Source organism: Shewanella sp. Pdp11, from assembly GCF_002838165.1.
Taxonomy (GTDB): domain Bacteria; phylum Pseudomonadota; class Gammaproteobacteria; order Enterobacterales; family Shewanellaceae; genus Shewanella; species Shewanella hafniensis.
Map to the genome: position 1 here is coordinate 800,827 of NZ_CP015194.1, position 24,893 is coordinate 825,719.

Genomic DNA, 24,893 nt, shown 5'->3' on the forward strand with positions numbered 1-24,893 from the left:
CTTTAAAGGCGGTTGAATAAAAAATCCCCCAAACTATTATGGTTTGGGGGATTTTTTTATGCATGAATTATTACTGAACCGCGTCTTTGTTTAATTTACGCGAGTAAATCAGTAGATAGAGTGCAGGCAGGACAAACAGCGACAGTATGGGCGCTGTGACCATACCGCCTACCATAGGTGCGGCGATTTTTTGCATTACATCGTTACCCGAACCTGCGCCCCACATAATGGGCAGTAGGCCGAAGAAGATGGTTGCCACTGTCATCGCTTTGGGACGGATCCGCATAACGGCGCCTTCAATCAAGGCTTCTTTCAAGTCATTGACGCTGTGGTAATTATCTTTTTCTTGCCTGTGTTTGATGGCGTTATTGAGATACACCAACATCACCACCCCAAACTCGGCGGCGACACCTGCTAAGGCAATCATACCGACAGCGACGGCCACTGAGATGTTGTAATCCAGCAGATACAACAACCAAGTGCTGCCGACCAATGCGAAGGGGAGGCTTAGCATAATAATGCTGGCCTGAATGGTGGAGCCGAAGGTCATCATCAGCAGGATGAAGATGACGGCTAATGCCATAGGGATCACTTGCTTAAGCTTGGCATCGACCCTTTGCATATATTCGTACTGACCCGCAAAGCTATAGCTGTAACGGGGCGGGACGACGAGTTCGGCGTCTAAGGCAGTTTTCGCAGTGGCGATATACTCACCGATAGAGGTGCCTTCGATATCGATAAACACCCAAGAGATTAAGCGGCCATTCTCACTCTTTAACATAGGCGCGCCATCGTTAATTTCGATGTCGGCCAAGTTACGTAGCGGCAGATAATGCCCTGACTTAGTGATCACGGGCAGCTCGCGCAGTTTCTCAATATTGTCGCGCAGCTCACGGGGATAACGCAGGTTGATAGGATAGCGTTCGGCGCCTTGCACCGACTCGCCAATGTCCATACCGCCGATGGCGTAACGCACCACATCTTGAATATCCTGCAACGTCATACCGTAACGTGCGGCTACATCCAGTTTCGGACTGATATCGATATAACGCCCGCCGCCACTTCGCTCAGCATAAGCCGACTTAGTGTGCGGCACTTTGCTTAAGATAGCTTCAATCTTAGTGCCTAGACTTTGTAACTCGTTAACATCAGCACCGGTGATCTTGATGCCAACAGGGGTTTTTATTCCCGTCGAGAGCATGTCGATTCGGGTCTTGATGGGTTGCACCCATGCATTGGTGAGTCCCGGTACTTTTACGGTTTGCTGCAGCTGGGCAATGATGCCATCTAAGGTCATGCCTTCACGCCATTCGTCATGGGGTTTAAGCATGATAGTGGTTTCAAGCATGGTCAGCGGCGCGGGGTCGGTCGCGGTTTCGGCGCGGCCTACTTTGCCAAACACGCGGGCTACTTCGGGCACGGTTTTGATTAACCGGTCGGTTTGCTGCAACACTTCGGCGGCCTTGCTGGCACTGATGCCGGGCAATGCCGTTGGCATGTAGAGTAAATCGCCTTCTTCGAGGGCGGGCATAAACTCGCTGCCCATGCGGGTCATAGGATACCAAGCGCTGGCCAGAGCGACTAAGGCTAACATCAGGGTGACTTTAGGAAATTTAAGTACCAGTTTGAGTGACGGTTGATAAATCGCGATCAAGAAACGGCTGATGGGATTGCTGCGTTCGCTGGGGATTTTGCCGCGAATAAAGTAACCCATCAAAATCGGCACTAAGGTAATGGATAAAAAGGCCGCCGCTGCCATGGCGAAGGTTTTAGTGTAGGCCAATGGCGCGAATAATCGACCTTCCTGCGCCTCGAGTGCAAATACAGGTACAAAGCTTAAGGTGATAATAATTAATGAGAAAAATAGCGCAGGGCCGACTTCAATCGAGGCCTCGGTGACGATGCGCCAATGCTCTTTTGTATCGGGTTCGCGCTCATGTTCCGCTTTAAAATGCTCTAAATGCTTGTGCAAGTTTTCGATCATCACAATCGCGCCATCCACCACAGCGCCGATAGCAATGGCGATACCGCCAAGGCTCATGATATTGGCGTTTACACCCATCTTATTCATCACGATAAAGGCGATAAGGATGGATAGCGGCAGGGTGATCACGGCCACGAGTGTCGAGCGCGCATGCAGTAAAAACAGCAAGCAGACTAAGCCGACCACCAACATTTCTTCGACGACCTTGCTAAATAGGTTGTCGACGGACTTAAGAATCAAGTGAGATCTGTCATAGGTGGGGATAATCTCCACCCCATCGGGTAAACCTGCCTTGAGTTCTTCGAGTTTTGCTTTCACCGCATCAATTGTCGCTAGGGCGTTTTCACCGTAACGCATCACCACAATGCCGCCAACGACTTCGCCTTCGCCGTCGAGTTCGGCAATGCCGCGGCGAGAGGCAGGGCCTTTACGCACAGTGGCAACATCTTTGAGGGTTAAGCCTGTGCCAGAAGGGCTAGTGATGCCAAGGGGGATTTCACGGAAATCCTCTAGCGTCTGGCGATAGCCTTTGGCGCGCACCATGTATTCAGCTTCGGCCATCTCGATCACTGAGCCGCCCGCTTCGCTGTTCGCTTTGTCTATGGCTTGTTTAATGGTGGCGATATCCAGCTTGTAGATCGCCATTTTATCGGGCTCGAGCACTATCTGATAGGTTTGCTCCATGCCGCCGACAGTGGCGACTTCAGACACGCCCGCCACGCTTTGTAGCTCTAGCTTGAGATACCAATCCTGCAGACTCTTGAGTTGCGATAAATCTAAATTGCCGGAGCGATCGACTAGCGCATATTCAAACACCCAACCGACGCCAGATGCATCGGGGCCGAGGGAAGGTTGCACATTTTGTGGTAAACGGCTGCTGATCTGACTTAGGTATTCAAGCACCCGTGAGCGAGCCCAGTAAATGTCGGTGCCATCTTCAAAGATCACATAAACGTAGGAGTCGCCGAACATGGAATAACCACGCACGGTTTTGGCACCAGGTACGGCTAACATGGCGGTCGACAAGGGATAAGTCACTTGTTCTTCAACCAATTTTGGCGCTTGACCAGGATAAGGGGTTTTAATGATCACTTGCACATCGGATAAATCCGGCAGCGCATCGAGCGGCGTTTTGCGCAGCTCCTGTACGCCCCAAACAGTGATCATGATGGCGATAATCAACACCATAAATCGCTGCCTGATGGACGCCTCGATAATATATTTTAACATAACGCGCTCCTAGTGCTGATGACCGCTGCTTAAACGCATTAAACTGCCCTTGAGGCTGGCTTCAGAGTCGAGTAAAAATTGCCCCGAAATCACCACACGTTCACCTTCATTCAGGCCTGAAATAATCTCGGCCTTGCCTTGGCTCATCATGCCGACGGTTACGGCCTTGGCAGTAAAGCTGTCGTCGCTTTGCTTAACGATTACGCGGTTTTCTTTACCCGTTTGGATTAAAGCTTCCTGCGGGATCACAAGCACATCTCTATTCGGGCCTCCAAATAGTGAGACTTTGGCGAGGGTTTTAGGTCTTAAATCGACGTCGTTATTGTTGAGCACCACTCGTACTCGCAGGCTGCGAGTGACAGGATCAAGTTCAGGGTAGATGTAATCGATTGTGCCTTCGACGCCACTGATGTTCATGGCGGGGACGGCAATTTCGGCCTTCTGACCTTTGGCAATCCAGCTTTGCTCATTCTCAAATACGTCGGCAATCACCCAGACTTTAGACAGATCCACCACAGACATGACTTCGGTTGACGGTTGAATATACATGCCATCGCGAACATCGAGGGCTTTCACTATGCCGTCTTCTTTGGCGTAGAAAGGTACCCGATATTGGGTTTGATGTGATTCCGCTAATTGTTTGATTTGTTTGTCGTTAAAACCGAGGAAAGATAAGCGTAAGCCCGCATTACGCACCAAATCTTTGTAGCGACCTTGGCCGTTTGCTTTAGCTGTGTCTATCGCAAGCAGGTAGTCATCTTGGGCGTTGATTAAATCGGGGGAGTAGATCTCATAGATTAGCTGGTCTTTCTTGACGGTATCACCCACGGATTTGATCATCAGCTTTTCAATCCAGCCGGTAACACGGGCATGGATATGGGTGATCTGGCTTTCGTCATAGTCGATTTGACCGACGGTTTCGACGAATTTCCACAGTGTGTCGCGTTCAACCTTGGCCACCTTTAACGCCAGCGCTTGCTGCATACTGCCGGAAACATTGATGTTGATTTCTTGGGTATTGCCGCCCGTTTCAACTTTTTCTAAGTTCATACCGCAGATAGGGCAAGTGCCTGGGACATCACTAATAATGTGGGCATGCATAGGGCAAACGTACTTGATTGTTGTCACGTTATTTTGGGTTTTAACTAAACTGTCGGCCTTAAGTGTAGGAGTATCAAATACTTGACTCGAAGCCTTGGCAGCAGAGGTTTGCCCATGCTCAGAGGACTGATGATCGGCGGCTTGATGCTGTGCATGCTCGGCAGCAGGGCTCGTGGTATCGAGTTTTTCGACCAAAAACATATTGCACTTAGGGCAGCGACCGGGCTCATGGCTGATCACTTCGGGGTGCATAGGGCAAGTGTAGGTTTTCACTTGATTTAACGGGTTGTTTTTAGGTGCAGTGGCGGATTGCGTCACTGCAGCTTCGGTCGCAACGGGTTCTTGTGTGCTCGCCAGTTGGGCATGGCTCAGCCAAGGCGTACTGATGAGTAAGCTACTCAAGATCAGTACGGCCTTAGGGGCCTGCTTTTTCGCGGTATTAAATTGGTTCATATGCCTCATCTCCAGCCTAGCTTAGTGGTGTTCGTGCGCGTTGTGCATCGCACCTTCAGCTGTTTTTGCTTCCGTCGCTTTTGGCTCTAAATCCATACCACATTTAGGGCAGGAATCGCCTTTAGTGCCTGTTACTTCGGGGTGCATAGGGCAAACATAGGTTTGTGCTTGTTGCTGCGGATTTGCATTGTCGTGTTGATGTTCGTGTGGCGTAGCCGTGGCAAACACGTTAGTGCTGGTCAGCAAGAATGCAATTAAGGCGAGATTAGTTAGGGTTTTCATATTATTCACTCCATCGGATTAACGGCCGAATATGAGCGCATAAACGTCTGTGAGCACAGCAGATCAAAGCGGTTCGCTTCGATAGACGGATTAATGCCACAACTTGGCATTCGGCTCAGTTATCAACGTTTTGCGAGACTCTGGTGCACGATTTAACGATAAGGCACCACAATAAACGGCTAATTTGGGTGTTAGCTTAGAGCTAACTGGATTGTCGTTAGCTTGGCTTCTTTAAGGGCGATTTGCCCATTAAGCGCAAAGTAGGCCTAGGCTATCGGTGGTTTAAAGGCCGAAGACAAAGAGATCGAGTGGAAATGAGGCATAGGAGTGGCAATTGCAGTATCGCTCATGCTCACACTTGGCCAGAGGTGTGGGCTGAATAGAGTGCCAGCGACTGAAATCGTCAAACAATGACCACAATCATTTGAACATGATGTGGTGCCATCACAGCAATGCTGTTTCGCGCCGGGAAGCATTTTATCGTTGCAGCAATCCGCGTTGGCCATTGAATGTGAGTCAGAAGGGTTCTCAGTGTTCATCTGCATCATGGCAGCATGGTGCATTTGGGAGGAAGCTTCATGATTCATCGCACTCATATCCATAGTGTGTGGCACCATGGCGTGACCATTAGACACAACACTTTGCCCGACGAGTGCGAGTAAAGTGAACATGACTAAAAAGTAACGACCGAGTGTGTGATGCATAAGTATTCCAAATGATGAACGGCTCGATTCTAGCATAGAGGCATTATGCTGTAATGATTTAACTCACATTTCAGCACATGCCTCAGATTAAATATTTTGCTTATCTAAATTAGAATGCAGGATTGCTGACGAGCATTTTCGCCATCAGTTGGCTGTGGTTTTGCAATGGGTATTCGCCCGCTCTATCACCATTAATACTGAGTTGAATCGTTGGATATTTAATAAATTGGCGCGCTTCAGTTTCAGTCATTATGTTTGGCGGCGTGATTTGGTAACTGTCACTTGCCTTTACATCCAACACTAAGTAAAGCGGTTCTGATTTAACCCAGTTGCCATTATCATCGGCGCGATAATTAAATATATCCTGATATTTTAGCTCGATCAGTACTTTTCCCGCGGTGAGTTGAATAGGTTTAAAGGGTGTCGCTGGTTCACCATTGATACTGATAACACTGAGCGCCTCTGTACTTTTTAAGCTGGCGGCTGTCACTGTGGTGCTACTTAATAAGGCACCGATAACGAAGGTAAGGCCTAGTAAGCTTTTGTTCAATAAAGTGGTTTTCATAATAAACTCCAAAAATTCTCTGTACCTAGTTGCAGTGCGAATATGCAGCGGCGCAAGCTAAGGTGTTTAGTCGGTTTTACGTTGTAAAAAACGAGTGACGTTTACAGTGAATAGGAGTTAGGAGGCGGTGTGGTGAGCCCGAGGTCGGCAGTTTGCATCGCCCAGCCTTGGATGGCAATACGCTTGTTTGCTGGGTTGGCGAAGGCCAGTTCTAGCACTGCAGGCTCAAGGTAAAGTGATGATAGGCAATGGGTTTGACAATGATTTGTCATACTATCTTGGCAGTGTTGCAAGCAATCGGACGCAGCACAATCTGGCATGGTGCAGTTCATTTCTGCATCCATGATCAGCATGGTTTGACTGCTGTGGCCATTAATGTTGGCTGAAGTTGGCATAGCACTCACCATCGCCGATTGGGCGATTAGCGAAAATAACACTGCTATGGTGATCCAAAATTTAGCCATGATAACTCGGAAAATTGATTGCTTACCCTTAGAGACCTTAGTTAGCCCGATAAAGTTTCATATACGGTTCAAATTTTAATTTTTAATGATTTATTTCTCCGCCTCCTTCAATAATTAAACAAAACCTCGACCGGATCACATTTCTATTTTCTAGAAATGATTTCAATAGTTATTGATTCTCAAAGGGGAAATCTCATCGCGATAATCGCTAACTTGCGATTATGGGATGATTGCATTAGCTTTAGTTAAAGTGCATTGCAGCTCAGCTAGCGGTTTTTACCAAATGTCGTCCTAATAGTTAGAGCTAAGTCTCATTTTGCGCTTTTAAGGTTAATTTAATCGGCAAATTTCGGCTTAAAATCAAATTTCTAATAAATGAAAGAACATAAACTAGTCTTATAAAAACTAATTTTGACAATTTTTGGAGATAGAGTGATGAACTGGCGTGCACTATTTAAACCTAGCGCAAAATATTCAATCCTGGCGCTACTGGTCGTCGGTATTGTTATCGGTGTTGTGGGCTACTTCGCAACCCAAACAACCTTACATGCAACCAGCCAAGACGCATTCTGTATGAGCTGCCACAGCCAGCATTCATTGAAAGATGAAGTGATGGCGTCTGCCCACGGCAATAACCGTGTGGGTATCGTGGTTCAGTGTCAGCAATGTCACATCGCACAGGAACCATTCCAATACCTGAAGAAAAAGATCATCGTTTCTAAGGACGTTATTGGTTTCTTAACTATCGATGGCTTTAACACGCAAGCATGGTTAGATGAAAACCGTAAAGAACAAGCTGAATTAGCGCGTGATTACCTACGTGCAATCGATTCTTCAACCTGTCAAAACTGTCACAACCGTATTTATGAAAACCAATCAGAAAATATGAGCAAAATGGCAGTGAGAATGCACAGCAATAACTTCAAGAAAGCCCCTGAAGACAGAAAAACCTGTATCGACTGTCACAAAGGCGTCGCTCATCCTTACCCTAAAGGATAAGGTTTAACGGTTAACTTGCGTTATCATGAGTCATTAAAAAGCCCTCTGTTGAGGGCTTTTTGCTGTCTGAGTGCCTGATGGTGTCTAAATGTTAGGTTAACTCGCTGGAATCATCACTTTTTGTCGATAAGCTAACAGGCTAAAAATACCGAAGATAAACACCAGCAGATAATCAAGCTTTGTTAATGGCAGTAAGGTCTTAAATAGCATGTGGAAAATGGCCACTTGGAAGCAGTGCATCATGCAGGTTATGCCAAACAGGATATTCAAAATAATCGCCACATTGCCTTCAAATGGCATAACCAAGTTGTAGGCCATCATCAACCAAGCGCTGAGGGTAATGGCTTTACCTAGGTTAATCAGCAAGGGCATGGCTTTCATCTTCTATAGGCTCGGCAGTGTTTTCTGCTTGATATTGATATAAGCGGTAACTCACTTGCCCCGCATTCTTTTCTTTCAAGGCGTGCCAGCAAGGTGGAATGGCCAGTTGGGTTAATTCAGATTCGATCTCGACATAAATCAGCGCGCCATCATTGAGCCAAGCTTGAGTATCGAGCAGTTGAATGGTCTTTTCTGCCAATCCCTTGCGAAAGGGCGGATCGATAAACACCACATCGAAACCTTGCTCGCAGCCCCTTTGCAATACCACTAAGGTATCGGCGTTAAGCACTTCGGCCTTATCGCATTTAAGGGTTTGCAGATTCTCTTTTAATTGCATGGCTGCGCCGCGTTGCAACTCGATAATCTTGGCGAAACTGGCATAGCGAGATAGGGCTTCGAGGGCTAAAGCGCCGCTGCCGCCGAAACAGTCGAGCACTCGCGCATTAACTAAGTCATTGGCAAGCCAGTTAAACAGGGTTTCGCGCACTCTGTCTGTTGTCGGGCGTAAACCTTCGAGATCTTGAATAGGTAAACGACGCGAGCGCCATTGTCCCGCGATAATCCGCACTTGGCCGCTACCGGGTTTATTTTTGGCGGTTTGACTTTTGGTCACATTATTGTTGACCGTTCGATTCTTAACCAAAGTGCCCCCGTGATTTTGCCTGAAGAAAGAAAGTGGTAGACTATGCCACCTTAATAAAGGCCACTATTTTATATCAAAGTCTCACTAAAAGGTGAGAAGGCTGAGTGAGCTTAGCTAATTGCCGACTTTTTGGGCGTAATTGCCGAGGCAATCTGGTATAACATCAGGGTCTTATTCAAAATTCAACACTGAAGTAGAGCGCTGGAATCACACATGGCAAAGAAAGGTTTTTTCTCCTGGTTTCGTAAAGATAAGTCCCAAGATGAGGTCGTCGCTGAAACTCCAGTTGTTACTCCAACACCAGACACTGAAGCAGCAGAGCGTTTAGAACAGGAACGCGCAGAGGCGCAACGTTTAGCTGCTGAGGCAGAGGCTCAAGCGGCCGCAGAAAAGCTGGCAGCAGAGCAGTTAGCTGCCGAGCAGGCGCAAGCCGAGCGCATTGTCCAAGAGCAAGCGCAAATTGAAGCTCAGCGTTTAGCCGAGCAACAAGCCGAAGCAGCGCGACTGGCTGCCGCTCAGTTAGAGGCCGAACAGCTTGCAGCAAATAAGTTAGCCGCTGAACAGCTTGCTGCAGATCAGTTGGCCGCTGAACGACTCGCTGCTGAGCAAGCTGCAGCCGAGGAAGCTGAACGTGCTCGTGTTGCCGCCGAACAAGCTGCCGCTGAAGCGTTAGCTGCGGAGCAACTGGCTGCAGAGCAATTAGCACGTGAGCAAGCAGAGGCGTTAGTGCAACAACAAGCCGAAGATCTGCAACCCGCTGAGCCTGTTGTTGAATTGCAGCCAGAGCCGCAGGCGAGACCCGTTAAGGAAGGGCTATTTGCTCGCTTGAAACGCGGTTTGATGCGTACCAGCGAGAATATTGGCAGTGGTTTTATCGGCCTATTCCGCGGCAAGAAAATTGATGACGATCTGTTTGAAGAACTCGAAGAACAGTTATTAATCGCCGATGTTGGCGTCGAAACAACCACGCGTTTGATCAAGAATTTGACTGAGCATGCCTCACGTAAGCAGCTTAAAGATGCCGAAGCTTTATATGATTTGCTGCGGGAGGAAATGCAGAAGACGCTCGATCCTGTCGCAATTCCGTTAGTACCAGATAATGCGAATGGTCCATTTGTGATTTTAATGGTCGGCGTTAATGGCGTGGGTAAAACCACCACTATTGGCAAACTAGCCAAACAATATCAGAGCCAAGGTAAGTCGGTGATGTTAGCCGCGGGCGATACCTTCCGCGCAGCCGCGGTTGAGCAGTTACAGGTTTGGGGCCAACGTAATGATATTACAGTGATTGCCCAACATACGGGTGCCGACAGTGCATCAGTGCTGTTTGACGCTTTACAAGCCGCCAAGGCACGTAAAGTGGATGTGTTGATCGCTGACACAGCCGGTCGTTTACAGAACAAAGCGCACTTGATGGAAGAATTGAAGAAAGTGGTGCGAGTGATGAAAAAACTCGACCCAGATACGCCGCATGAGGTCATGCTGACACTCGATGCGAGCACAGGACAAAATGCGATTAGCCAAGCGCAATTATTCCAAGAAGCCGTAGGTGTAACGGGTATAACTATCAGTAAGTTAGACGGAACGGCTAAGGGCGGCGTGGTGTTTGCGATTGCCGACAAGTTTAATATTCCGATCCGTTACATAGGCGTGGGTGAGCAAATTGATGATTTGCGTACCTTTAATTCGAAAGAATTTATCGATGCCTTGTTCACTCAAGAAAAAGCGGATAGCTAATTTATGATTGATTTTCAGCAGGTCAGTAAGATTTATCCTGGCGGCCAAATGGCGCTGGAAGATGTGAATTTTCATCTACAACAAGGTGAAATGGCATTTTTAACCGGCCACTCAGGTGCGGGTAAAAGTACGCTGTTGAAATTAATCACGGTTATCGAGCGGGCGACCACGGGTCGTGTCGCCATCAATGGCCACGATATCGCTAAAGTCAGCCCTAAACATGTGCCTTATTTGCGTCGCAATATTGGGATGATTTTCCAAAACCATCATCTATTGATGGACCGAAGCGTGTTCGACAATGTGGCCTTGCCTTTGGTGATTGAAGGTTTCTCCCACGGTGAAATCCGTAAGCGAGTGGCCGGCGCCCTCGACATGGTGGGTTTATATGGCAAAGAACGTCATAACCCGATTATGTTGTCCGGCGGTGAACAGCAACGCGTCGGCATTGCCCGTGCGATTGTGAACAAGCCGCCCTTACTGCTCGCCGATGAACCAACGGGTAACTTAGATCCTAAATTATCGATGGATATTTTGCGTCTGTTTGAAACCTTCAACGATGCAGGAACCAGCGTGTTAATTGCGACCCATGATTTAGGCTTAATCGCGCGGATGAAATATCGCACTTTCACCCTCAAACAGGGTCGTATGTTGGGCGCACAGGAGCTGCATCCTAGTGTGCATACGCGCGTACCGACCAATAGAGGTGAAGGGCAATGAGCGACAGCGCTAAATTAACCCGCAGTAAGTTACCTCTGTCTGGGCGGATTGTGATGTTCTTTATTCGTCACGCACAGCAAGCGATGGCGAGTATGGGAGAACTCTGGCGCAATCCAGTGTCTTCCGTGATGACGATGGCGGTATTGGGAGTGAGCCTGAGCTTGCCTGCGGCTTTGCAAGTGTTAGTGAAAAACGCTGAAACCATTACCAGCTCTTGGAACAGTGCTGCGGAGATCTCTTTGTTTATCGAAGATAATCGCAGCGAGCAAACGATTCAGAGCCTGCTGACGCGGATTCGCACTTATTCCGAAGTGGATAAAGTGCAATATATTGATAAAAACCAAGCCCTAGAAGAGTTTCAACGCTTATCTGGTTTTGGTGAAGCTTTGGCCTATTTAGATAAAAACCCGTTACCTTCGGTTATTACTGTCACGCCTACGCCACGTTATTCAACGCCAGTGGGAGCCCGTGAACTCTTAACTAAGCTAGAACGCGAGCCTGAGATTAGCTTTGGCCGCTTAGACATCGAATGGCTAGAGCGGTTACAGGCAGTAGTGCGCCTACTCGAACGTACTGTGATGGCGATTGCCGCATTACTCGTGCTGGCTGTTGTGCTAGTCATAGGTAATACCATTCGCTTAGCAATTATGAATAGACGCAGCGAAATTGAAGTGATGAAGCTCGTCGGGGCAACTGAAGCCTTTATCCAACGTCCATTCCTCTACACTGGGATTTGGTATGGAGTGATTGGAGGCATATTGGCCTGGCTTATCATTAACTTATTAGTCTGGTATCTCGATTCGGCCCTTGCCGAGCTACTGGGCTTGTATGGCAGTCAGCTAGAGATGAAATCACTCACTTTTACTGAACTGTTGCAGTTGGTTGGACTGGCATCATTTTTAGGTTGGTTAGGTTCGTATTTGTCTGTACGCCAGCATTTACGCTCGATTGAACCTTCATAATAATCAGTCGATTAAATTAAAAAAAGTGATGAAAAAATGCTGAGGAATGAACTTTTGGTCACTTGCAATGTCTACTTCAGCGAGGTAAAAAGGCTATCCGTAAACGGGCTGAGGTTGACATAGTCTGTCAATTAGCCGATAGTTCGTGAGCTTATTCTTATGGTGTTTTTGTTGAACCTAAGAATGCACTCGTAAGTAGTCTGATAAATGTAGGAGAGCGAATGACCTTTCAAACGCAATCAATGGCACTGACAGTCCCACAGGGCGCCAGTAGTCTAGAAGCTTATATCCATTCAGTGACTAGCATCAGTATGCTGGACGCTGAGGCTGAGTATGAGTTAGCCAAGCGTTTACAGGAAACTGGTGATCTACAAGCTGCGAAGCAACTGATTATGTCGCACTTACGTTTTGTAGTGCACGTTGCTAAAGGCTATTCAGGCTATGGCTTGCCACAGGCAGATCTGATCCAAGAAGGCAACATAGGCTTGATGAAAGCGGTTAAACGCTTCGATCCCGATGTTGGCGTGCGTCTCGTGTCTTTTGCTGTGCACTGGATTAAAGCTGAAATTCATGAATATGTGCTGAAAAACTGGCGCATAGTTAAAGTCGCGACCACTAAAGCGCAACGTAAGTTGTTCTTTAACATCCGTAAAGCGAAAAAACGCTTAGGTTGGTTCAGCGATGCAGAAGTCACTATGGTGGCTGAAAATTTAGGTGTATCTAAGGCCGATGTGACCGAAATGGAATCACGTATGGCAGCGCAAGATCCGGCATTTGATTTAACCAATGATCAAGATGAGGAGCATGATTTTGCCCCAGTCCATTACTTGGAAGATCATTCATCGGATTTAGCGGAAAATATCGAAAACGATAACTGGGAATCGAATGCCCAAGGTCGTTTATTGTCTGCCATCAAGACCTTAGACGAACGCAGCCAGCATATTCTGCGTGCCCGTTGGTTAGATGACGATAAAACCACACTGCAAGAACTTGCAGAGACTTATCAAGTGTCAGCTGAACGTATTCGCCAACTTGAGAAAAATGCCATGAACAAGCTGAAAGCTTGCATGGAAGCCTAAGTCGCATCACGTTTAAGGTGACAGTGATTTAGCCATAAAAAAACCTGCTACGGCAGGTTTTTTTATGGCTGCAATTTGGCTCGATGACCTTGATGATAAATCAGTGTTTAACAAGATTAGCTATCAAGGCTTTTCTGTTGACTTTCAGCCCTGTCTGCTCATGATTTTCTGGCCATACATAATATTGTCTTGGGCGTTTGAAGCGGGCGATTTTGTCGGCGAGAAACAATTCGAGTTCATTGGCAATCGACTCAGTGTGATGAGTTAAACTGCCGCGAAGGATAGCGGCGGGGAGATTGCCAAATTGGGCATCGGGGATAGCGAAAACGATAGCATCGTCTATTTGTGAGTGCAGTTTAAGCGCGGCTTCGATTTCTTCTGGTTGGATATTTTCACCGCCACAGATGAACATGTTATCGACGCGGCCAAGGATGCGCAGATTGCCATTTTCGTCCCATTCGCCTCTATCTTTAGTACAAAACCAGCCGTCTTTATCCACACCAGCTTGTATTCCCTCAGGGGTGAGGTAGCCCATAAACAGGCATTCGCCGCGCACCCAAATCACACCGTCTTCGATTTTAAGCTCACGTTTGGGGAGTAATTTGCCACTGCTGCCGTCGCTTAATGCGGGGCCTGTGGTGATCTGCGAGCCCATTTCTGTCATGCCGTAACTCGTGTAGCTGGCGATATTGCGTTGCTTAAGCTCGACGAGTGAGTCTAGCGAGACTGCGCCGCCGCCAAGTAGTAAGGCTTTGATACTTTTAAGCTTGCTACTTGTATCGGCTAATAATTTTCTCAGTTGTGCTGGCACCAGAGAGAGGTGGGTCAGCTTATCTTGGTCAATTTGTTGACTCAGATTCAGCGCTTGGTCTGGCATGACAACACTGGCACCGACTAAGGCGCAGCGGTTTAATATCGCTAGGCCGCCGATATGAAATAAGGGCAATGAGAGCAGCCAAGCATCACCTTGTTCGAGCGGGATTAAGCTGCGAGCGCCTTCGGCATTGGCAATATGGTTGGCTAAGCAATGCACCGCCGCTTTTGGAAAACCGCTAGAACCCGACGTTAAAATCACATTGGCGGGTCGGGTAACATCGATAGGCTGGGCTGACTCGTTGCTGAGGCGATTAAAATCTAAGGCTAGTTGGCCGCAATTCTGCAGATCAGAAATCTCAGCCCGCCACACATAGCGGATCTGATGTCCATCGATTAAACCTTGGATCTGTGCGAGAGGAAAACGAGGTGATATTGGGAAAAAAATCGCTCCGATATCGATGCAGGCCCAATAGAGGCAAATCATCTGGAGATTATTCACTGCAATACAGGCGAGTGGCTCACCCTCTGTAAGACCTGCTGCTCTTAGCTGCTGACCTAGAGCGATAACGCGCTGGCTAAGCTCAGAGTAACAAATGTCTTGCCCCGCCAACTTGATGGCCGCCTGTTGTGGAAACGCCAGTGCGCCTTGGTGCAGGGGTGACAGTGCTAGCGACTTTGATAGACGGGTGTCAGACAAACTAGTTTTCCTCACGCTTGGCTGCAGCCAAATTACTTTGCGTCGTTGAATCAATGACGTGTTGTGCAATAGGCTCAAGTTGCGCCAGAGTAAGGCAGTGTTTTTTACCCGATGACACGATTAAATCTTGGCTAAAGGCGCTGAGGGTATCGAGTCCTGGGATTTCATCGGGCGTGAGAATCGCGGCTAAATGGGCCAGATCGCTAATGCCTAAACTGCTTTCAAGACTCGAACTGATAATGCAACGCACGCCATAGCTTTGCGCCGTCTCGATTAAATTAGCTAGCTTTTCAATACTGCCGAGCAGCATAGGTTTGATGACGAGCGCTGTTAGGCCATTGTGCATGGCAAACTGATAATCGGGATCGTTAAGCGATTCATCGAGGGCGTAGGGCATGCCAATCGCTTGATAAAACTCCAGATTATCCTGTGGATTTTGACAAGGCTCTTCTATGTATTCGATGGTATCTAGGGGCAAGCAAGCGGCAAATTCGATGGCTTGCTCAAGTGTAAAACCACGGTTGGCGTCTAAACGCAATTTGAGATCGGGGCGGGTGCGTAAAATGCCATAAATCAGGTTCAGTTCGTCTTCGATTGAGGTCTGCGCGACTTTAACTTTCACCGAATGAATATGCTTGCCGAGCGCCGCAATCTTGTTATCGAGCAAGTCTTTGCCCGCATCTGTTGGATGATAAATCAAAGGGACTGTGGCAGTTTGTGGGCGGATAGCATTGAGCTTACCCATTAACTTGGCATGCAACAGACTTAAACCAAAGGCCAAGGAAGGGGAAGGGCTTTGCTCGGCGTAATCCAGCAGGGTATCGATATGCTGACCGTCGAGTTGGGGTAATAACTCAGTTAACGCCGTTTGCACTTGAGCCAGTGTTTCGCGGCTAAATCCCACTAAGACTTGTTCATCGACATCTATACCAGAGAGTGGGGCGATTTCAACTTCGACTTGTCTGTGCTCCCCCTCGGCTCTGGCGCAGGCTTGCAATACTAATCCAGCCCTGTGATCGATGCGTTGCTTGCCGACGGGCAATAATACGTCGAGCGGTAGTCGATATTGATACAGGTTAAGCGAAGTTAAGATCATATATTTCCTACATTTAAATGCTGTTATTTACCCTAGCAGCTTAACTATTGTTGCGATTAATGCCTCGGGAGCTGCTTGGTGTATGTTGTGGCCGGCGCCGTGAATACTATGGACGAGGATGGGCGCGTGTAATTGCCATTCTTGGGCGAGGGCGTGGAACTTGGTATCTTGGCTGCCCACAAAGAAATGGCACTCACAGGCAAGTTGCGAAGGCACATCCCACATCGATGCTTGGCGCGCAAGTGAAGTGGCTAAGAATACTTCTTTAAGCAGCTGTTTAGGATGCAGATCTAATGCTGCAGAACGATGCTCGATTAAGGCTTTACGTTTGGCCACAGTCATGTCAGCAAACACGGGCTGCTGATACCACAGGCTTAAAAAATCTTTGCTGGTCAGATGCAATAAACGCTCGGCCCATTGGGCATCATTCTTGGTTCTGGCCGTTTTTTCTTGCGGGTCTACCAGTCCTGGGTGGCAGGATTCGAGGTTCAAACTTAGCAAGCGCTGCGGATAAGCTTTTGCAAGGTGCAAGGCAATACGCCCACCTAAGGAATAACCGTAGAGATGAAATGGGTCGGGACTTGGATTAAGGCGGTTGAGCCGCGCTATTATGCTTTCGACGCAGAAGTCAAAATCGAGTTTAGCCTCATTCGACTCTTCAGCTTGATTATCCCCATGGCCCGGCAGATCTAAGCAAATACAATGGAAGTGCTGGCTTAGCGCAGGCATTAACGGCAACCAGTCGGCCTTAGTGCCTAAAAAGCCGTGCAGTAGCACTAAGGTCGGTAGTGAAGGATCGCCGTAACGGGCCATGGTTGGCATTAGCTTTGTTTCACCCAAAGGTTGAGCGCGGCGATTTGGTCGCTGGCTTGGTTTTGGCTCACATTTACTTCAATGATTGAAGCCCCCTGAAAATCCAGCGCTTCATTATAGCTATCTTGAAAATCGGCTAAATTATCCACCTGATTATAGGGCAAATTAAACATGGCAGCGGCATAGCCAAATTCTAAGCCGTGGCTGAGTCGATAATAATCGCTGCGAACTTGTTCATTGGGAACCGGCAATAAGTTAAAGATATTGCCGCCATCGTTATTGAGGATCACGATCACCAGCGGGCTGGTTAAGCCTTTGGCGATAGCCAGCGAGTTAAGATCGTGCAGTTGCGATAAATCACCGATGATCAAACTGGTGGGTTTGCCTTCGTGGGCTGCAATGCCGCAGGCGGTGGCGAGCAAGCCGTCAATACCCGAGGCGCCACGGTTGGTATAAGTCGTCGCTGTGCAGCAACTGACTGGAGCATACATGTCGTACAAGCGTACAGGCAGGCTGTTACCGATAAAAAGCTGCTGTTCTAAGGGACGAGTGTTGGCGATAGTCCGCACAACTTGTGCTTCACCAAATTCCCCTTGGTCGATATTACGCACAAATAAGTTATGCAATTCATCGTTATAGGTGATTAAGGTATTCGCCCAGTTTGCCGAGGATGAGCGATACCAATTCAAGGCCGCAAACTGCTGTGCATTCGCGTGCCAAATGTGTTTAGCATTGTGGCTCGGATCTAGCCTGTCTTGTTCTGGTAACACCTGCCAGTAGCTGTGCCAATTTTGCTCTGCGAGATAGCCTATCAAGCGTTTTGATAATAAACGGCCGCCGAATACGAGTACGCGATCCGCTTCCTGTAATAGATTGCGTGCCCTTGGATGTTGCAGCAGTTGATCAATATTACCTATTGCCGCGGGATGCTGACGCAGTTGCGACTGGGCATCGGTAAGCAAAGGCCAGCCGATTTTTTGCGATAGGGCGATAAGCTGCTGTGGATCTTGCTCGGGCGTGAGAGTGCCGACAACGATCACCCCTTTACCGTGGACGAACCGCACAATGGCATCGTCACTGGGGCTGCTCAGTTGCTTGCTCTTGCCATATTGGGTATATGGGCGGGCGAGCTGCAGCCAAGTTTGCAATGGTTTGAGGTAGGGTGATTCGGCATCGAGAATCGCGCCACCGAGTTCACTCGGATACAAGGGTTCACGGTACATGCAGTTGATGTGCACCGGACGAGTTTGATTCGCCACTGCTTCATCCACTGTGGTGAGCAATGCCTGCGGTGCGATATGCATGTCCGGCGTTGGCAAATTAACTTGGGTGGCGTAATTCGCAAAAATCCCCGGTTGGACTATGGCTTGATTGGCACCGCAGCCGAGTAATTCGGGCGGACGATCGCCACTTAAGACGATCAAAGGCACATGGGTTAGCCAAGCTTCAACAATCGCAGGATACAAGTTAGCGACGGCGGTGCCCGAGGTGGTGATGATAGCGACCGGTGCGCGGCTGGCTTTTGCCAGACCTAAGGCCATAAAGCCGAGTCCACGTTCGTCAAAATGCAGGTGACGCTGGAGTTTAGTTTGCTGGGCGGCGGCGAGGGTTAACGGCGTCGAGCGCGAGCCCGGTGCCATACACACATGTTGCACACCAAGACGTGCTAACTCCTCAAGAATAAGTGCGCCCCAAATAAGATTAAGAGTGGCTGTATTTTCGGTCCGCATAGCTGAATCTATTAGGATAAAGATGGGCTTAGTGTAACGTGTTTATGCTCCAAGATGTATGCTTGGCTTAACAATTCTCGGCGGGTTTGTGTGGGAGCTGAGGTGGAGCATAAGCTAAGGCAGGGGATGCCTATCACCTCTGTACAGTGGCTAATCTAAGCGTTGCGTAAGCGGCTTTGGGCTAAATAATATGGTCAACAATCTTTTTAATTTGCCCACTTAGCCACACTAAATCATCACTCACTTTGCTTGGCTGATTTTTTTGCACTAAGAAAATGGTTGGCGCTTCAGTATGAGCATATAAACGTTCGGCTTCGTGTTGTGACAGTTGGCATGTGTGCAGTTCAGCCACATCACTCACCATCTCGTAAACCACGCGGTAGGGTAATAACGACAGTGCCTGACTCTCACCTAGGTATTCAAACAAACTTGAAATACTAGTAATGGTAATTTCAGTATTGAGTTTAATGTTGCTCTTCAGACAAAACTCTTGGTAAGGACTGAGCTTAGAGCTGGGATTACCGAGGTCGGTATTGACGTAGGGATATTCTGCAATCGTCTCTAAAGTAATTTCCCGTTTGAAAATAGGATGATTACGGCTCGCAATAAGGTAAACCTTATCCATGCGTTGCAAAGTGGTCGTCAGGAGTTTATCACCAAAGGCGGCCACATCTGCCGTACTTTTATTGCAGCAAATACCCAGTGTAGTATCACCGTTAACAATATCATGGGTCGTATGCATAGACCAAGGCGTGATATTAATGTGCATCAGCTTCTGTTCATCTTTAATGGCTTGCATTAATGCTTTCGGAAAAGCGTAAGCAATTAAGCCGGGAGCTGCAATTTCTATATGCGTCTTTACTAAGTTAGCATTTGCGGCTCTGGCCTTATGAAACTTATCAGTACATTCAATGGCTTCTTTCGCGATTGGATATAAATGGGTCGCAAACTCATTAGGGAATAGTCCGTATTTACGACGAATAAAAAGTTCATCACCAAAAATTTCCCGTAGATTTTTAAGGCTACGACTTATTTTAGGAGCCGGAATATCAAGGGCCTTAGATACATAAGTTGCAGACTTGTTCTCATATAATGAAACGAGTATTTTCAAACTCAGAATATCCAGGCCATCCATGTTACTAATGTGCATTTTTTATATTCCTTTTGTCGAGCAAATGCTTTAAGGAGCGATTAATTATGGCGTCATTAAATAATTTTAATGTGAAACATATCTCAACTTCAAAACTATAATATCGCAGTCTGCTAGTGTCGTTTTTAGATTTAATGTTTTTTATATTTCAAAATGTGATAAAGATAAATTTGGAATTTTAAAAAGGTGAAATTCATATAGTTTAATTTCACATTGGCGATTATCAATTATCAATTTTTACATTCAAGATTTGCGCTAAATAGTAATGAGATCTGATTCTTAACTTGTTGTTTTTTATTAAATTACCATTGTTAAATGTGATCTTGGTCAAAAAAAATAAAACGCTTCACGTTAATACTGAAGTTGCTTTAAAGGAGATAACAAAAAATAAATAGGTTATTGGAGGCGTTATGAATACTTCAGTCATTCTCAGCTATGCGTTTATGTATTTCGTGCTGTTTGTAGCAGTGCCATTTGTTTTTGTCATGTTCGTCATGACCTGCATTAAGTTTTTTAAAGCGGGCCCCGATGAGGCAGAACATCATGAAATGAAACTTAAACCAGTACTGTTCGATAAACAAAGTTTTAACTTTTTTAAATCTTTAAAAACCGTAGTGGAAGGCAAATACGATGTTTGCTGTAATGTCCCGCTAGACACTGTATTTGAAATGGACCAGCATGATGCTGATTTAAATCATGAGTGCCGACTAGACTATGTGTTAATAGATCATGACTCATCTGAAGTGAAAATGGTGATCAGTGATTTTGGCAAAGAAAATAACTCGCCAATGAAAAAGCTGTTTAGTAAGTTCAATATCAACTTTATTGAAATGAACCAACATAAACAGTGGGATACACAAAGCCTAAAGCAAGCGTTAGCCGTCTGATCCGACCGTCGGGTTCGGGTAACTCCGAACCCTGACACTCCTCTTCTTCCTTCCCCAAATAAATATGAGGACTCCCTATGTCCAAAAGACAATGGCTGTGGTCGATTCGCTTGGGTGCAATTGCATTGCTTTTAAGCTTTGGTGCGACAAGTGCCGAGTCGGCCCTTCAAATTAACAGTGACATGAGTTGTATGAAGTGTCACAAACGTAACGGTCAAATGTTAGGGCATCACGGCCAAGATGCGATGAAAATGACCTGTTCAACCTGTCATGGCGAAAAAGGCGACCACCCTAAAAAGCCGAATGATATCGTAGTGTTTGGTCTGAAAGATGGCTCGGAGCTTGATACTCAGCTCGCCGTTTGTCATAAGTGCCATACACAGCGAAAACTGGGTGAAACCGAGTGGACGCATAATGTGCATGCACAAAAAGTGTCCTGTGCCGCCTGTCATAAATTACATAGCCCAACCGAACCAATGGCGGATATGACGCCAAAAGTTCGCAGTGAGCTGTGCCGCAATTGCCATAGTGGCCAGTAGGGGTAGGTTATGGAAAATTCAAAAAGAAGATTTCTAAAAGGCACATGTGCCTTATTTGCTGGCGCTACGGGCGCATCACTGCTCGCCACAGTGAATGCATCGGATAGTGTTAAAGCAGAGTCAGATATTAAATATGCGATGATTCATGATGAAGCTAAGTGTATTGGTTGCCGCGCATGTGAAGTGGCATGTCGTGAAACCAATCAAGTGCCAGAAGGGGTTTCACGGGTCAGGATTGAGCAAACTGGACCGTTCGGTGAGTATCCGAATGAGTATTATCACTTTAGCCGTGTTTCTTGTCAGCATTGTGAAGATGCACCTTGTGTCAACGTGTGCCCAACGGGGGCTGCCTTTATTGAGAAAGAAACCGGCATAGTGTCAGTCAATGCGTGGAAATGTGTCGGCTGCCAATATTGTATTGCGGCTTGCCCTTACAAAATTCGTTTTATTAATCCAGTCACCCACGCGGCGGATAAGTGTGATTTCTGCCGTGAGACGAATCTTGCGCAAGGTAAACAGCCTGCCTGCGTTGAGGCTTGTCCGACTAAGGCGTTAGTGTTCGGTAATTTAAAAGATCCAACGTCTGAGTTAGTACAAGTGCTGCGTGCTAACCCAACTCAACGCGCGAAAGTCGCCCTCGGAACGCGACCTAAGTTGTTCCGTATCCTGGCAAAATCCGGGGAGGTGATACTATGAGTGCCCTACATTTTGATACCTTAGTCTGGCATTGGCCGATTGCAATTTACCTGTTTTTAGCGGGTGTATCAGCAGGGGCTATGTTCTTCGCCGTACTGTTGAAACATTTTGTTTTGAAGCAAAACGCCTATCAGTCTGGTTTTATACGTGCCGCCTGTATTGTCGCCCCAGTCGCCGTAATGGCGGGCTTAGGCATATTGGTGGCAGATTTAACTAAACCCCTCGATTTCTGGAAGATTTTGGTGTTTTACAATCCTAAATCTGTGATGTCGATGGGTGTACTTATTCTGTTGATTTACCAAGTGTTTATGTTTATGTGGATTGGGTTGATCTTTCGTAAACCTGTCGATGCTTGGTGTGAATCGCGTTTTCCTATCGTCCTTAAATTGACGGCTTTACTCGCTCGGCTTGAGGCGACGATTACGGGGTTACTGGTGATTCTATCCTTAGCATTAGGCGCATATACCGGCTTCTTGTTATCGGCATTACCCGGCTATCCCATGCTGAAAAATCCTGTACTGCCTTTACTGTTTTTGGCATCTGGATTGTCTTCCGGCGCGGCATCTTCATTACTTGGTGGCGTGTTGATGAATGGCAAACCGAATGACAAAGAGGTGCACTTTATCCACAAGGTTGAAATTCCACTGATTTTAGTCGAAATTGTGCTGATTTTTACCTTCTTTATGGGCTTAGTGCTTACAGGAGGACAGAGTAAGATGGCCGCCTTTAATGCGCTAGGTTATGGCTTCTGGGGCTGGATTTTCTGGGTGGGGATTATCGGGCTCGGTTTATCAGGCCCCTTAGCGATGAACCTGTTTATGACTACGACGTCGAAACGCAAATGGGCTTATGTTGCAGGGACGGCATGCTTGAGTTTAATCGGGGTTTTATTGCTGCGTAACTTTATTCTGTACACAGGACAAATGACGATCGCTTAAGGCGCGACACTACATTCATAATGAACAAGATGATAAGAATCAAGGAAATCGACGGATCGCGGAAACAATGTCAAAGGAAAACATTGTAGATGAGGCCCTTGCGGCGCTGGCTGAGCTCTCAAGGGGTAAGTCTAGTCGCGATTGGTTGTGTAACAGGGAGGTCGCTGGGCAAGGATGCCATGTTTTACACTTCAATATTTTGCCCTGCCTCCAAATGGGCCTCGCCACCTCTATTCCTTAGGGTGGCGTTTCTTGTTTTAGGGCAACTGTCCTTTACTCGCCTAGATTATTAATCCACTCACTCATCACCACATGGGTTTTGATCTTGATGATATCTGTGTGCGTGTCGATGTACTCACGGATCTCATGCAGGCGGCGCATCGAAGGTGCATGCACGTACACGAGTAAATCCATATCACCGGAAATACCACGGCAGGTAATCACCTCGGGGATCGCTTGAAAAACGTGTACCACGTCGGCACAACGTGGACATTGGTGTTGGATTTCGAAATAAGCCGACACCCCTTCTTTTTGCGACTCACTCAAGAGTACTTGATAGCCACGGATCACCCCAGTCTGTTCGAGTTTTTTAATCCGCTCGGCTACCGCGCTGCGGGAAAGGTTCACTTGTTCGGCAATATTCGACACGCTCTGGCGTGCATCCTGACGCAAACTATGAATGATGGCGGTATCGAATTTATCCAAGGGTGACTCCAGTGAAAATGGCGATATCATATCTGTATAAAATTTTGCCATTGTTTTGAATAGTAACAAAATTTACTGAGTATTTTGGCTGGTTATTTAGCCACATCTTAAGTTGACCGTCATTTTGATGGAAATAACGCTATATTCCGTGATTTTGCCGGTATTGGGCGTGGAGAACACTGAAATTAACGGCAGATTGTGGGGCAAAATCTCACTATACTGACAGCTCAAATACCACAGAATATTATCAGATGAATTCAAATAGCGGAACTATAGGTCGTTGGCAAGGTGCGGGTTTAATGGCGACCACTTTGCTTGGTACTGGGGTGTTTATTTTGCCTCAGATGACAATTGAAAAAGCGCAGTCTGGCGCCCTAGTCGCGTGGATATTGCTCACCTTAGCCATTATTCCTGTGGCGCTGGTTTTTGGCCGTTTAGCGAGTGTATTTCCCCATGCCGCTGGCCCTGCTTATTTTGTCGAAAAAGCCTTTGGTCGCACCGCTGGTCGAACAATTGGACTGATCTTTTTACTGGTTGTGCCCATGGGGGCGCCGGCCGCGATTTTGATGACCTTTCAGTTTGTGAATGCCTTAATGCCGATATCGGGTTGGTCCAAGGTCGGTGTTGAAGTATTAGTGATTGTTGGCCTGTTCCTGATTAATTTAAGGGGGATTCAAGTGTCGGCCAAGCTGCAATTTGGCCTGACGCTGTGCATAGTGGCCGTCGTTGTCCTCTTATTTGGCGCAAGTAGTTTTCAGCCAGGTCACCTGACAACACTCGCCAGCCATGGTATGCCTGAAATGCCAACCGTGATGATTGCCGCTGGCATCGCTTTTTGGAGTTTCTTGGGCATAGAAGCGATGACCCATTTGGCTGATGATTTTCGCCGTCCGCAGCAGGATATGATCCCCGCTATGATGATGGGCACTGTGCTGGTGGGGGTCATTTATGTGGCTTGTACACTATTACTACTATTAGTGCCGACGGATAAAAGCGTCGCCATGATCGGCGTATTTGACCAGTTGCTCGGTGGTTACGGCGCACAAGTGATCGGCGTGTTGGGGATTGCAAGTGGATTGGCCACTGTAAACGTGTATGCGGCCAGTGCGGCACGTTTAGTGTGGAGTTTTAGCTGTGAAGGTATTTTGCCGCGTTTCTTTGCGGTGAAGAACGCCCATGGCGTACCCATTCGCGCGCTGGCAGCACTGTTATCTGTGATGGCGAGCGTGATAGTGCTGACTTATCTTACCGGACAAGAGTTAGAACACCTTATTGCATGGAGCAACGGCGTATTTGTGGTGATCTATTTGATGGCAATGTTAGCGGCCGCTAAGTTATTACCGCGCCATAATTGGCCACTCGTCGCGCTGGGTTGTGCGTTTTGCTTGGCATTAGGTTTTGCCTTGGGTGCGAGCATGTCCTATGTATTAGTTTTGATATTAGTGGTGGCGCCATTCTTGTGGTGGCAAAAGACCCATATTAGCCGCAAGCAAGGTGTAGCGATTCCTGAGTAATCCTGACAAAA

24 protein-coding genes are annotated in these 24,893 nt (G+C 47.3%); 10 read left to right on the forward strand and 14 right to left on the reverse strand.

The features are described 5' to 3' along the window. Window positions 1-70: 70 nt before the first annotated feature. From AYJ58_RS03670 to AYJ58_RS03695, 6 genes are all read right to left on the reverse strand, one after another. A complete protein-coding gene (locus AYJ58_RS03670; protein WP_106649033.1) occupies window positions 71-3,214 on the reverse strand; it encodes an efflux RND transporter permease subunit in 3,144 nt (1,047 codons plus the stop codon). 9 nt (window positions 3,215-3,223) lie between these two features. Continuing rightward, on the reverse strand, window positions 3,224-4,768 hold the full coding sequence (locus AYJ58_RS03675; RefSeq protein ID WP_106649034.1) for an efflux RND transporter periplasmic adaptor subunit: 1,545 nt from the start codon (window positions 4,766-4,768) through the stop codon (window positions 3,224-3,226). Window positions 4,769-4,789: 21 nt separating this feature from the next. Continuing rightward, the gene (locus tag AYJ58_RS03680) at window positions 4,790-5,050 is read right to left on the reverse strand and encodes a heavy metal-binding domain-containing protein (RefSeq protein ID WP_106649035.1); all 261 of its coding nucleotides are present in this window, start codon (window positions 5,048-5,050) and stop codon (window positions 4,790-4,792) included. Between the two features lie 266 nt (window positions 5,051-5,316). Beyond that, window positions 5,317-5,754, reverse strand: coding sequence for a hypothetical protein (locus tag AYJ58_RS03685; protein ID WP_232790856.1), 438 nt, complete (start codon window positions 5,752-5,754; stop codon window positions 5,317-5,319). Between the two features lie 109 nt (window positions 5,755-5,863). Further along, window positions 5,864-6,319 carry a DUF2057 family protein gene (locus tag AYJ58_RS03690; protein ID WP_106649037.1) on the reverse strand — a complete coding sequence of 152 codons (456 nt, stop codon included), beginning with the start codon at window positions 6,317-6,319 and terminating at the stop codon, window positions 5,864-5,866. Between the two features lie 101 nt (window positions 6,320-6,420). After that, complete coding sequence (locus tag AYJ58_RS03695; RefSeq protein ID WP_106649038.1) at window positions 6,421-6,783, reverse strand: hypothetical protein; 363 nt, start codon at window positions 6,781-6,783, stop codon at window positions 6,421-6,423. Between the two features lie 435 nt (window positions 6,784-7,218). Between AYJ58_RS03695 and AYJ58_RS03700 the strand changes: the two genes are divergently transcribed. After that, window positions 7,219-7,782 carry a NapC/NirT family cytochrome c gene (locus tag AYJ58_RS03700; protein ID WP_006079625.1) on the forward strand — a complete coding sequence of 188 codons (564 nt, stop codon included), beginning with the start codon at window positions 7,219-7,221 and terminating at the stop codon, window positions 7,780-7,782. A gap of 96 nt (window positions 7,783-7,878) precedes the next feature. On the opposite strand, the gene AYJ58_RS03705 is transcribed toward AYJ58_RS03700, so the two are convergent. After that, on the reverse strand, window positions 7,879-8,163 hold the full coding sequence (locus tag AYJ58_RS03705; protein WP_198555582.1) for a DUF1145 domain-containing protein: 285 nt from the start codon (window positions 8,161-8,163) through the stop codon (window positions 7,879-7,881). Continuing rightward, the gene (gene rsmD, locus AYJ58_RS03710; RefSeq protein WP_106649040.1) at window positions 8,138-8,806 is read right to left on the reverse strand and encodes a 16S rRNA (guanine(966)-N(2))-methyltransferase RsmD; all 669 of its coding nucleotides are present in this window, start codon (window positions 8,804-8,806) and stop codon (window positions 8,138-8,140) included. Before rsmD ends, AYJ58_RS03705 begins: the two co-directional genes overlap by 26 nt. Before the next feature lie 213 nt (window positions 8,807-9,019). Here rsmD and ftsY point away from each other — a divergent pair, with 213 nt between their 5' ends. From ftsY to rpoH, 4 genes are all read left to right on the forward strand, one after another. Further along, entirely contained in the window at window positions 9,020-10,543 is a 1,524-nt protein-coding gene (ftsY, locus tag AYJ58_RS03715) for a signal recognition particle-docking protein FtsY (RefSeq protein ID WP_106649041.1), read from the forward strand. 3 nt (window positions 10,544-10,546) lie between these two features. After that, a complete protein-coding gene (gene ftsE, locus AYJ58_RS03720) occupies window positions 10,547-11,260 on the forward strand; it encodes a cell division ATP-binding protein FtsE (protein ID WP_106649042.1) in 714 nt (237 codons plus the stop codon). Beyond that, window positions 11,257-12,222, forward strand: coding sequence for a permease-like cell division protein FtsX (gene ftsX / locus AYJ58_RS03725; protein ID WP_106649043.1), 966 nt, complete (start codon window positions 11,257-11,259; stop codon window positions 12,220-12,222). Before ftsE ends, ftsX begins: the two co-directional genes overlap by 4 nt. 221 nt (window positions 12,223-12,443) lie before the next feature. Then, complete coding sequence (gene rpoH / locus AYJ58_RS03730; protein WP_006079635.1) at window positions 12,444-13,301, forward strand: RNA polymerase sigma factor RpoH; 858 nt, start codon at window positions 12,444-12,446, stop codon at window positions 13,299-13,301. A gap of 100 nt (window positions 13,302-13,401) precedes the next feature. On the opposite strand, the gene menE is transcribed toward rpoH, so the two are convergent. From menE to AYJ58_RS03755, 5 genes are all read right to left on the reverse strand, one after another. Continuing rightward, entirely contained in the window at window positions 13,402-14,814 is a 1,413-nt protein-coding gene (gene menE / locus AYJ58_RS03735) for an o-succinylbenzoate--CoA ligase (RefSeq protein WP_106649044.1), read from the reverse strand. Between the two features lies 1 nt (window position 14,815). Next, on the reverse strand, window positions 14,816-15,910 hold the full coding sequence (menC, locus tag AYJ58_RS03740) for an o-succinylbenzoate synthase (RefSeq protein WP_106649045.1): 1,095 nt from the start codon (window positions 15,908-15,910) through the stop codon (window positions 14,816-14,818). Window positions 15,911-15,937: 27 nt separating this feature from the next. After that, window positions 15,938-16,732, reverse strand: a complete 795-nt coding sequence (gene menH, locus AYJ58_RS03745) for a 2-succinyl-6-hydroxy-2,4-cyclohexadiene-1-carboxylate synthase (protein WP_106649046.1) — start codon at window positions 16,730-16,732, stop codon at window positions 15,938-15,940. Then, window positions 16,732-18,453, reverse strand: a complete 1,722-nt coding sequence (gene menD, locus AYJ58_RS03750) for a 2-succinyl-5-enolpyruvyl-6-hydroxy-3-cyclohexene-1-carboxylic-acid synthase (RefSeq protein WP_106649047.1) — start codon at window positions 18,451-18,453, stop codon at window positions 16,732-16,734. The genes menH and menD overlap by 1 nt, the downstream gene beginning before the upstream one ends. Window positions 18,454-18,634: 181 nt before the next feature. Beyond that, window positions 18,635-19,603 carry a LysR family transcriptional regulator gene (locus tag AYJ58_RS03755; protein WP_106649048.1) on the reverse strand — a complete coding sequence of 323 codons (969 nt, stop codon included), beginning with the start codon at window positions 19,601-19,603 and terminating at the stop codon, window positions 18,635-18,637. 410 nt (window positions 19,604-20,013) lie between these two features. Between AYJ58_RS03755 and AYJ58_RS03760 the strand changes: the two genes are divergently transcribed. The 4 genes from AYJ58_RS03760 to nrfD all read left to right on the forward strand — a co-directional run bounded on the left by AYJ58_RS03760 (window position 20,014) and on the right by nrfD (window position 22,663). Continuing rightward, a complete protein-coding gene (locus tag AYJ58_RS03760; RefSeq protein WP_106649049.1) occupies window positions 20,014-20,490 on the forward strand; it encodes a DUF2726 domain-containing protein in 477 nt (158 codons plus the stop codon). Window positions 20,491-20,567: 77 nt separating this feature from the next. Next, the gene (locus AYJ58_RS03765; protein ID WP_106649050.1) at window positions 20,568-21,029 is read left to right on the forward strand and encodes a nitrite reductase; all 462 of its coding nucleotides are present in this window, start codon (window positions 20,568-20,570) and stop codon (window positions 21,027-21,029) included. Between the two features lie 9 nt (window positions 21,030-21,038). Then, complete coding sequence (locus AYJ58_RS03770; RefSeq protein ID WP_106649051.1) at window positions 21,039-21,725, forward strand: 4Fe-4S dicluster domain-containing protein; 687 nt, start codon at window positions 21,039-21,041, stop codon at window positions 21,723-21,725. After that, window positions 21,722-22,663, forward strand: a complete 942-nt coding sequence (gene nrfD / locus AYJ58_RS03775; protein WP_106649052.1) for a cytochrome c nitrite reductase subunit NrfD — start codon at window positions 21,722-21,724, stop codon at window positions 22,661-22,663. Before AYJ58_RS03770 ends, nrfD begins: the two co-directional genes overlap by 4 nt. A 273-nt stretch (window positions 22,664-22,936) precedes the next feature. Here the strand turns inward: nrfD and AYJ58_RS03780 are convergent, their stop codons facing one another. Further along, complete coding sequence (locus AYJ58_RS03780; protein ID WP_006079646.1) at window positions 22,937-23,368, reverse strand: Lrp/AsnC family transcriptional regulator; 432 nt, start codon at window positions 23,366-23,368, stop codon at window positions 22,937-22,939. Between the two features lie 251 nt (window positions 23,369-23,619). Between AYJ58_RS03780 and yjeH the strand changes: the two genes are divergently transcribed. After that, entirely contained in the window at window positions 23,620-24,882 is a 1,263-nt protein-coding gene (gene yjeH, locus AYJ58_RS03785; RefSeq protein WP_106649053.1) for an L-methionine/branched-chain amino acid transporter, read from the forward strand. The last annotated feature ends 11 nt before the right edge of the window (window positions 24,883-24,893 follow it).

Excerpts from the sequence above, each read along its gene's own strand:
- AYJ58_RS03670 (WP_106649033.1), bottom strand. The coding sequence starts at position 3,214 with ATGTTAAAATATATTATCGAGGCGTCCATCAGGCAGCGATTTATGGTG.
- AYJ58_RS03675 (WP_106649034.1), bottom strand. The coding sequence starts at position 4,768 with ATGAACCAATTTAATACCGCGAAAAAGCAGGCCCCTAAGGCCGTACTG.
- AYJ58_RS03680 (WP_106649035.1), bottom strand. The coding sequence starts at position 5,050 with ATGAAAACCCTAACTAATCTCGCCTTAATTGCATTCTTGCTGACCAGC.
- AYJ58_RS03685 (WP_232790856.1), bottom strand. The coding sequence starts at position 5,754 with ATGCATCACACACTCGGTCGTTACTTTTTAGTCATGTTCACTTTACTC.
- AYJ58_RS03690 (WP_106649037.1), bottom strand. The coding sequence starts at position 6,319 with ATGAAAACCACTTTATTGAACAAAAGCTTACTAGGCCTTACCTTCGTT.
- AYJ58_RS03695 (WP_106649038.1), bottom strand. The coding sequence starts at position 6,783 with ATGGCTAAATTTTGGATCACCATAGCAGTGTTATTTTCGCTAATCGCC.
- AYJ58_RS03700 (WP_006079625.1), top strand. The coding sequence starts at position 7,219 with ATGAACTGGCGTGCACTATTTAAACCTAGCGCAAAATATTCAATCCTG.
- AYJ58_RS03705 (WP_198555582.1), bottom strand. The coding sequence starts at position 8,163 with ATGAAAGCCATGCCCTTGCTGATTAACCTAGGTAAAGCCATTACCCTC.
- ftsY (WP_106649041.1), top strand. The coding sequence starts at position 9,020 with ATGGCAAAGAAAGGTTTTTTCTCCTGGTTTCGTAAAGATAAGTCCCAA.
- ftsE (WP_106649042.1), top strand. The coding sequence starts at position 10,547 with ATGATTGATTTTCAGCAGGTCAGTAAGATTTATCCTGGCGGCCAAATG.
- ftsX (WP_106649043.1), top strand. The coding sequence starts at position 11,257 with ATGAGCGACAGCGCTAAATTAACCCGCAGTAAGTTACCTCTGTCTGGG.
- rpoH (WP_006079635.1), top strand. The coding sequence starts at position 12,444 with ATGACCTTTCAAACGCAATCAATGGCACTGACAGTCCCACAGGGCGCC.
- menC (WP_106649045.1), bottom strand. The coding sequence starts at position 15,910 with ATGATCTTAACTTCGCTTAACCTGTATCAATATCGACTACCGCTCGAC.
- menH (WP_106649046.1), bottom strand. The coding sequence starts at position 16,732 with ATGCCAACCATGGCCCGTTACGGCGATCCTTCACTACCGACCTTAGTG.
- menD (WP_106649047.1), bottom strand. The coding sequence starts at position 18,453 with ATGCGGACCGAAAATACAGCCACTCTTAATCTTATTTGGGGCGCACTT.
- AYJ58_RS03755 (WP_106649048.1), bottom strand. The coding sequence starts at position 19,603 with ATGCACATTAGTAACATGGATGGCCTGGATATTCTGAGTTTGAAAATA.
- AYJ58_RS03760 (WP_106649049.1), top strand. The coding sequence starts at position 20,014 with ATGAATACTTCAGTCATTCTCAGCTATGCGTTTATGTATTTCGTGCTG.
- AYJ58_RS03765 (WP_106649050.1), top strand. The coding sequence starts at position 20,568 with ATGTCCAAAAGACAATGGCTGTGGTCGATTCGCTTGGGTGCAATTGCA.
- AYJ58_RS03770 (WP_106649051.1), top strand. The coding sequence starts at position 21,039 with ATGGAAAATTCAAAAAGAAGATTTCTAAAAGGCACATGTGCCTTATTT.
- nrfD (WP_106649052.1), top strand. The coding sequence starts at position 21,722 with ATGAGTGCCCTACATTTTGATACCTTAGTCTGGCATTGGCCGATTGCA.
- yjeH (WP_106649053.1), top strand. The coding sequence starts at position 23,620 with ATGAATTCAAATAGCGGAACTATAGGTCGTTGGCAAGGTGCGGGTTTA.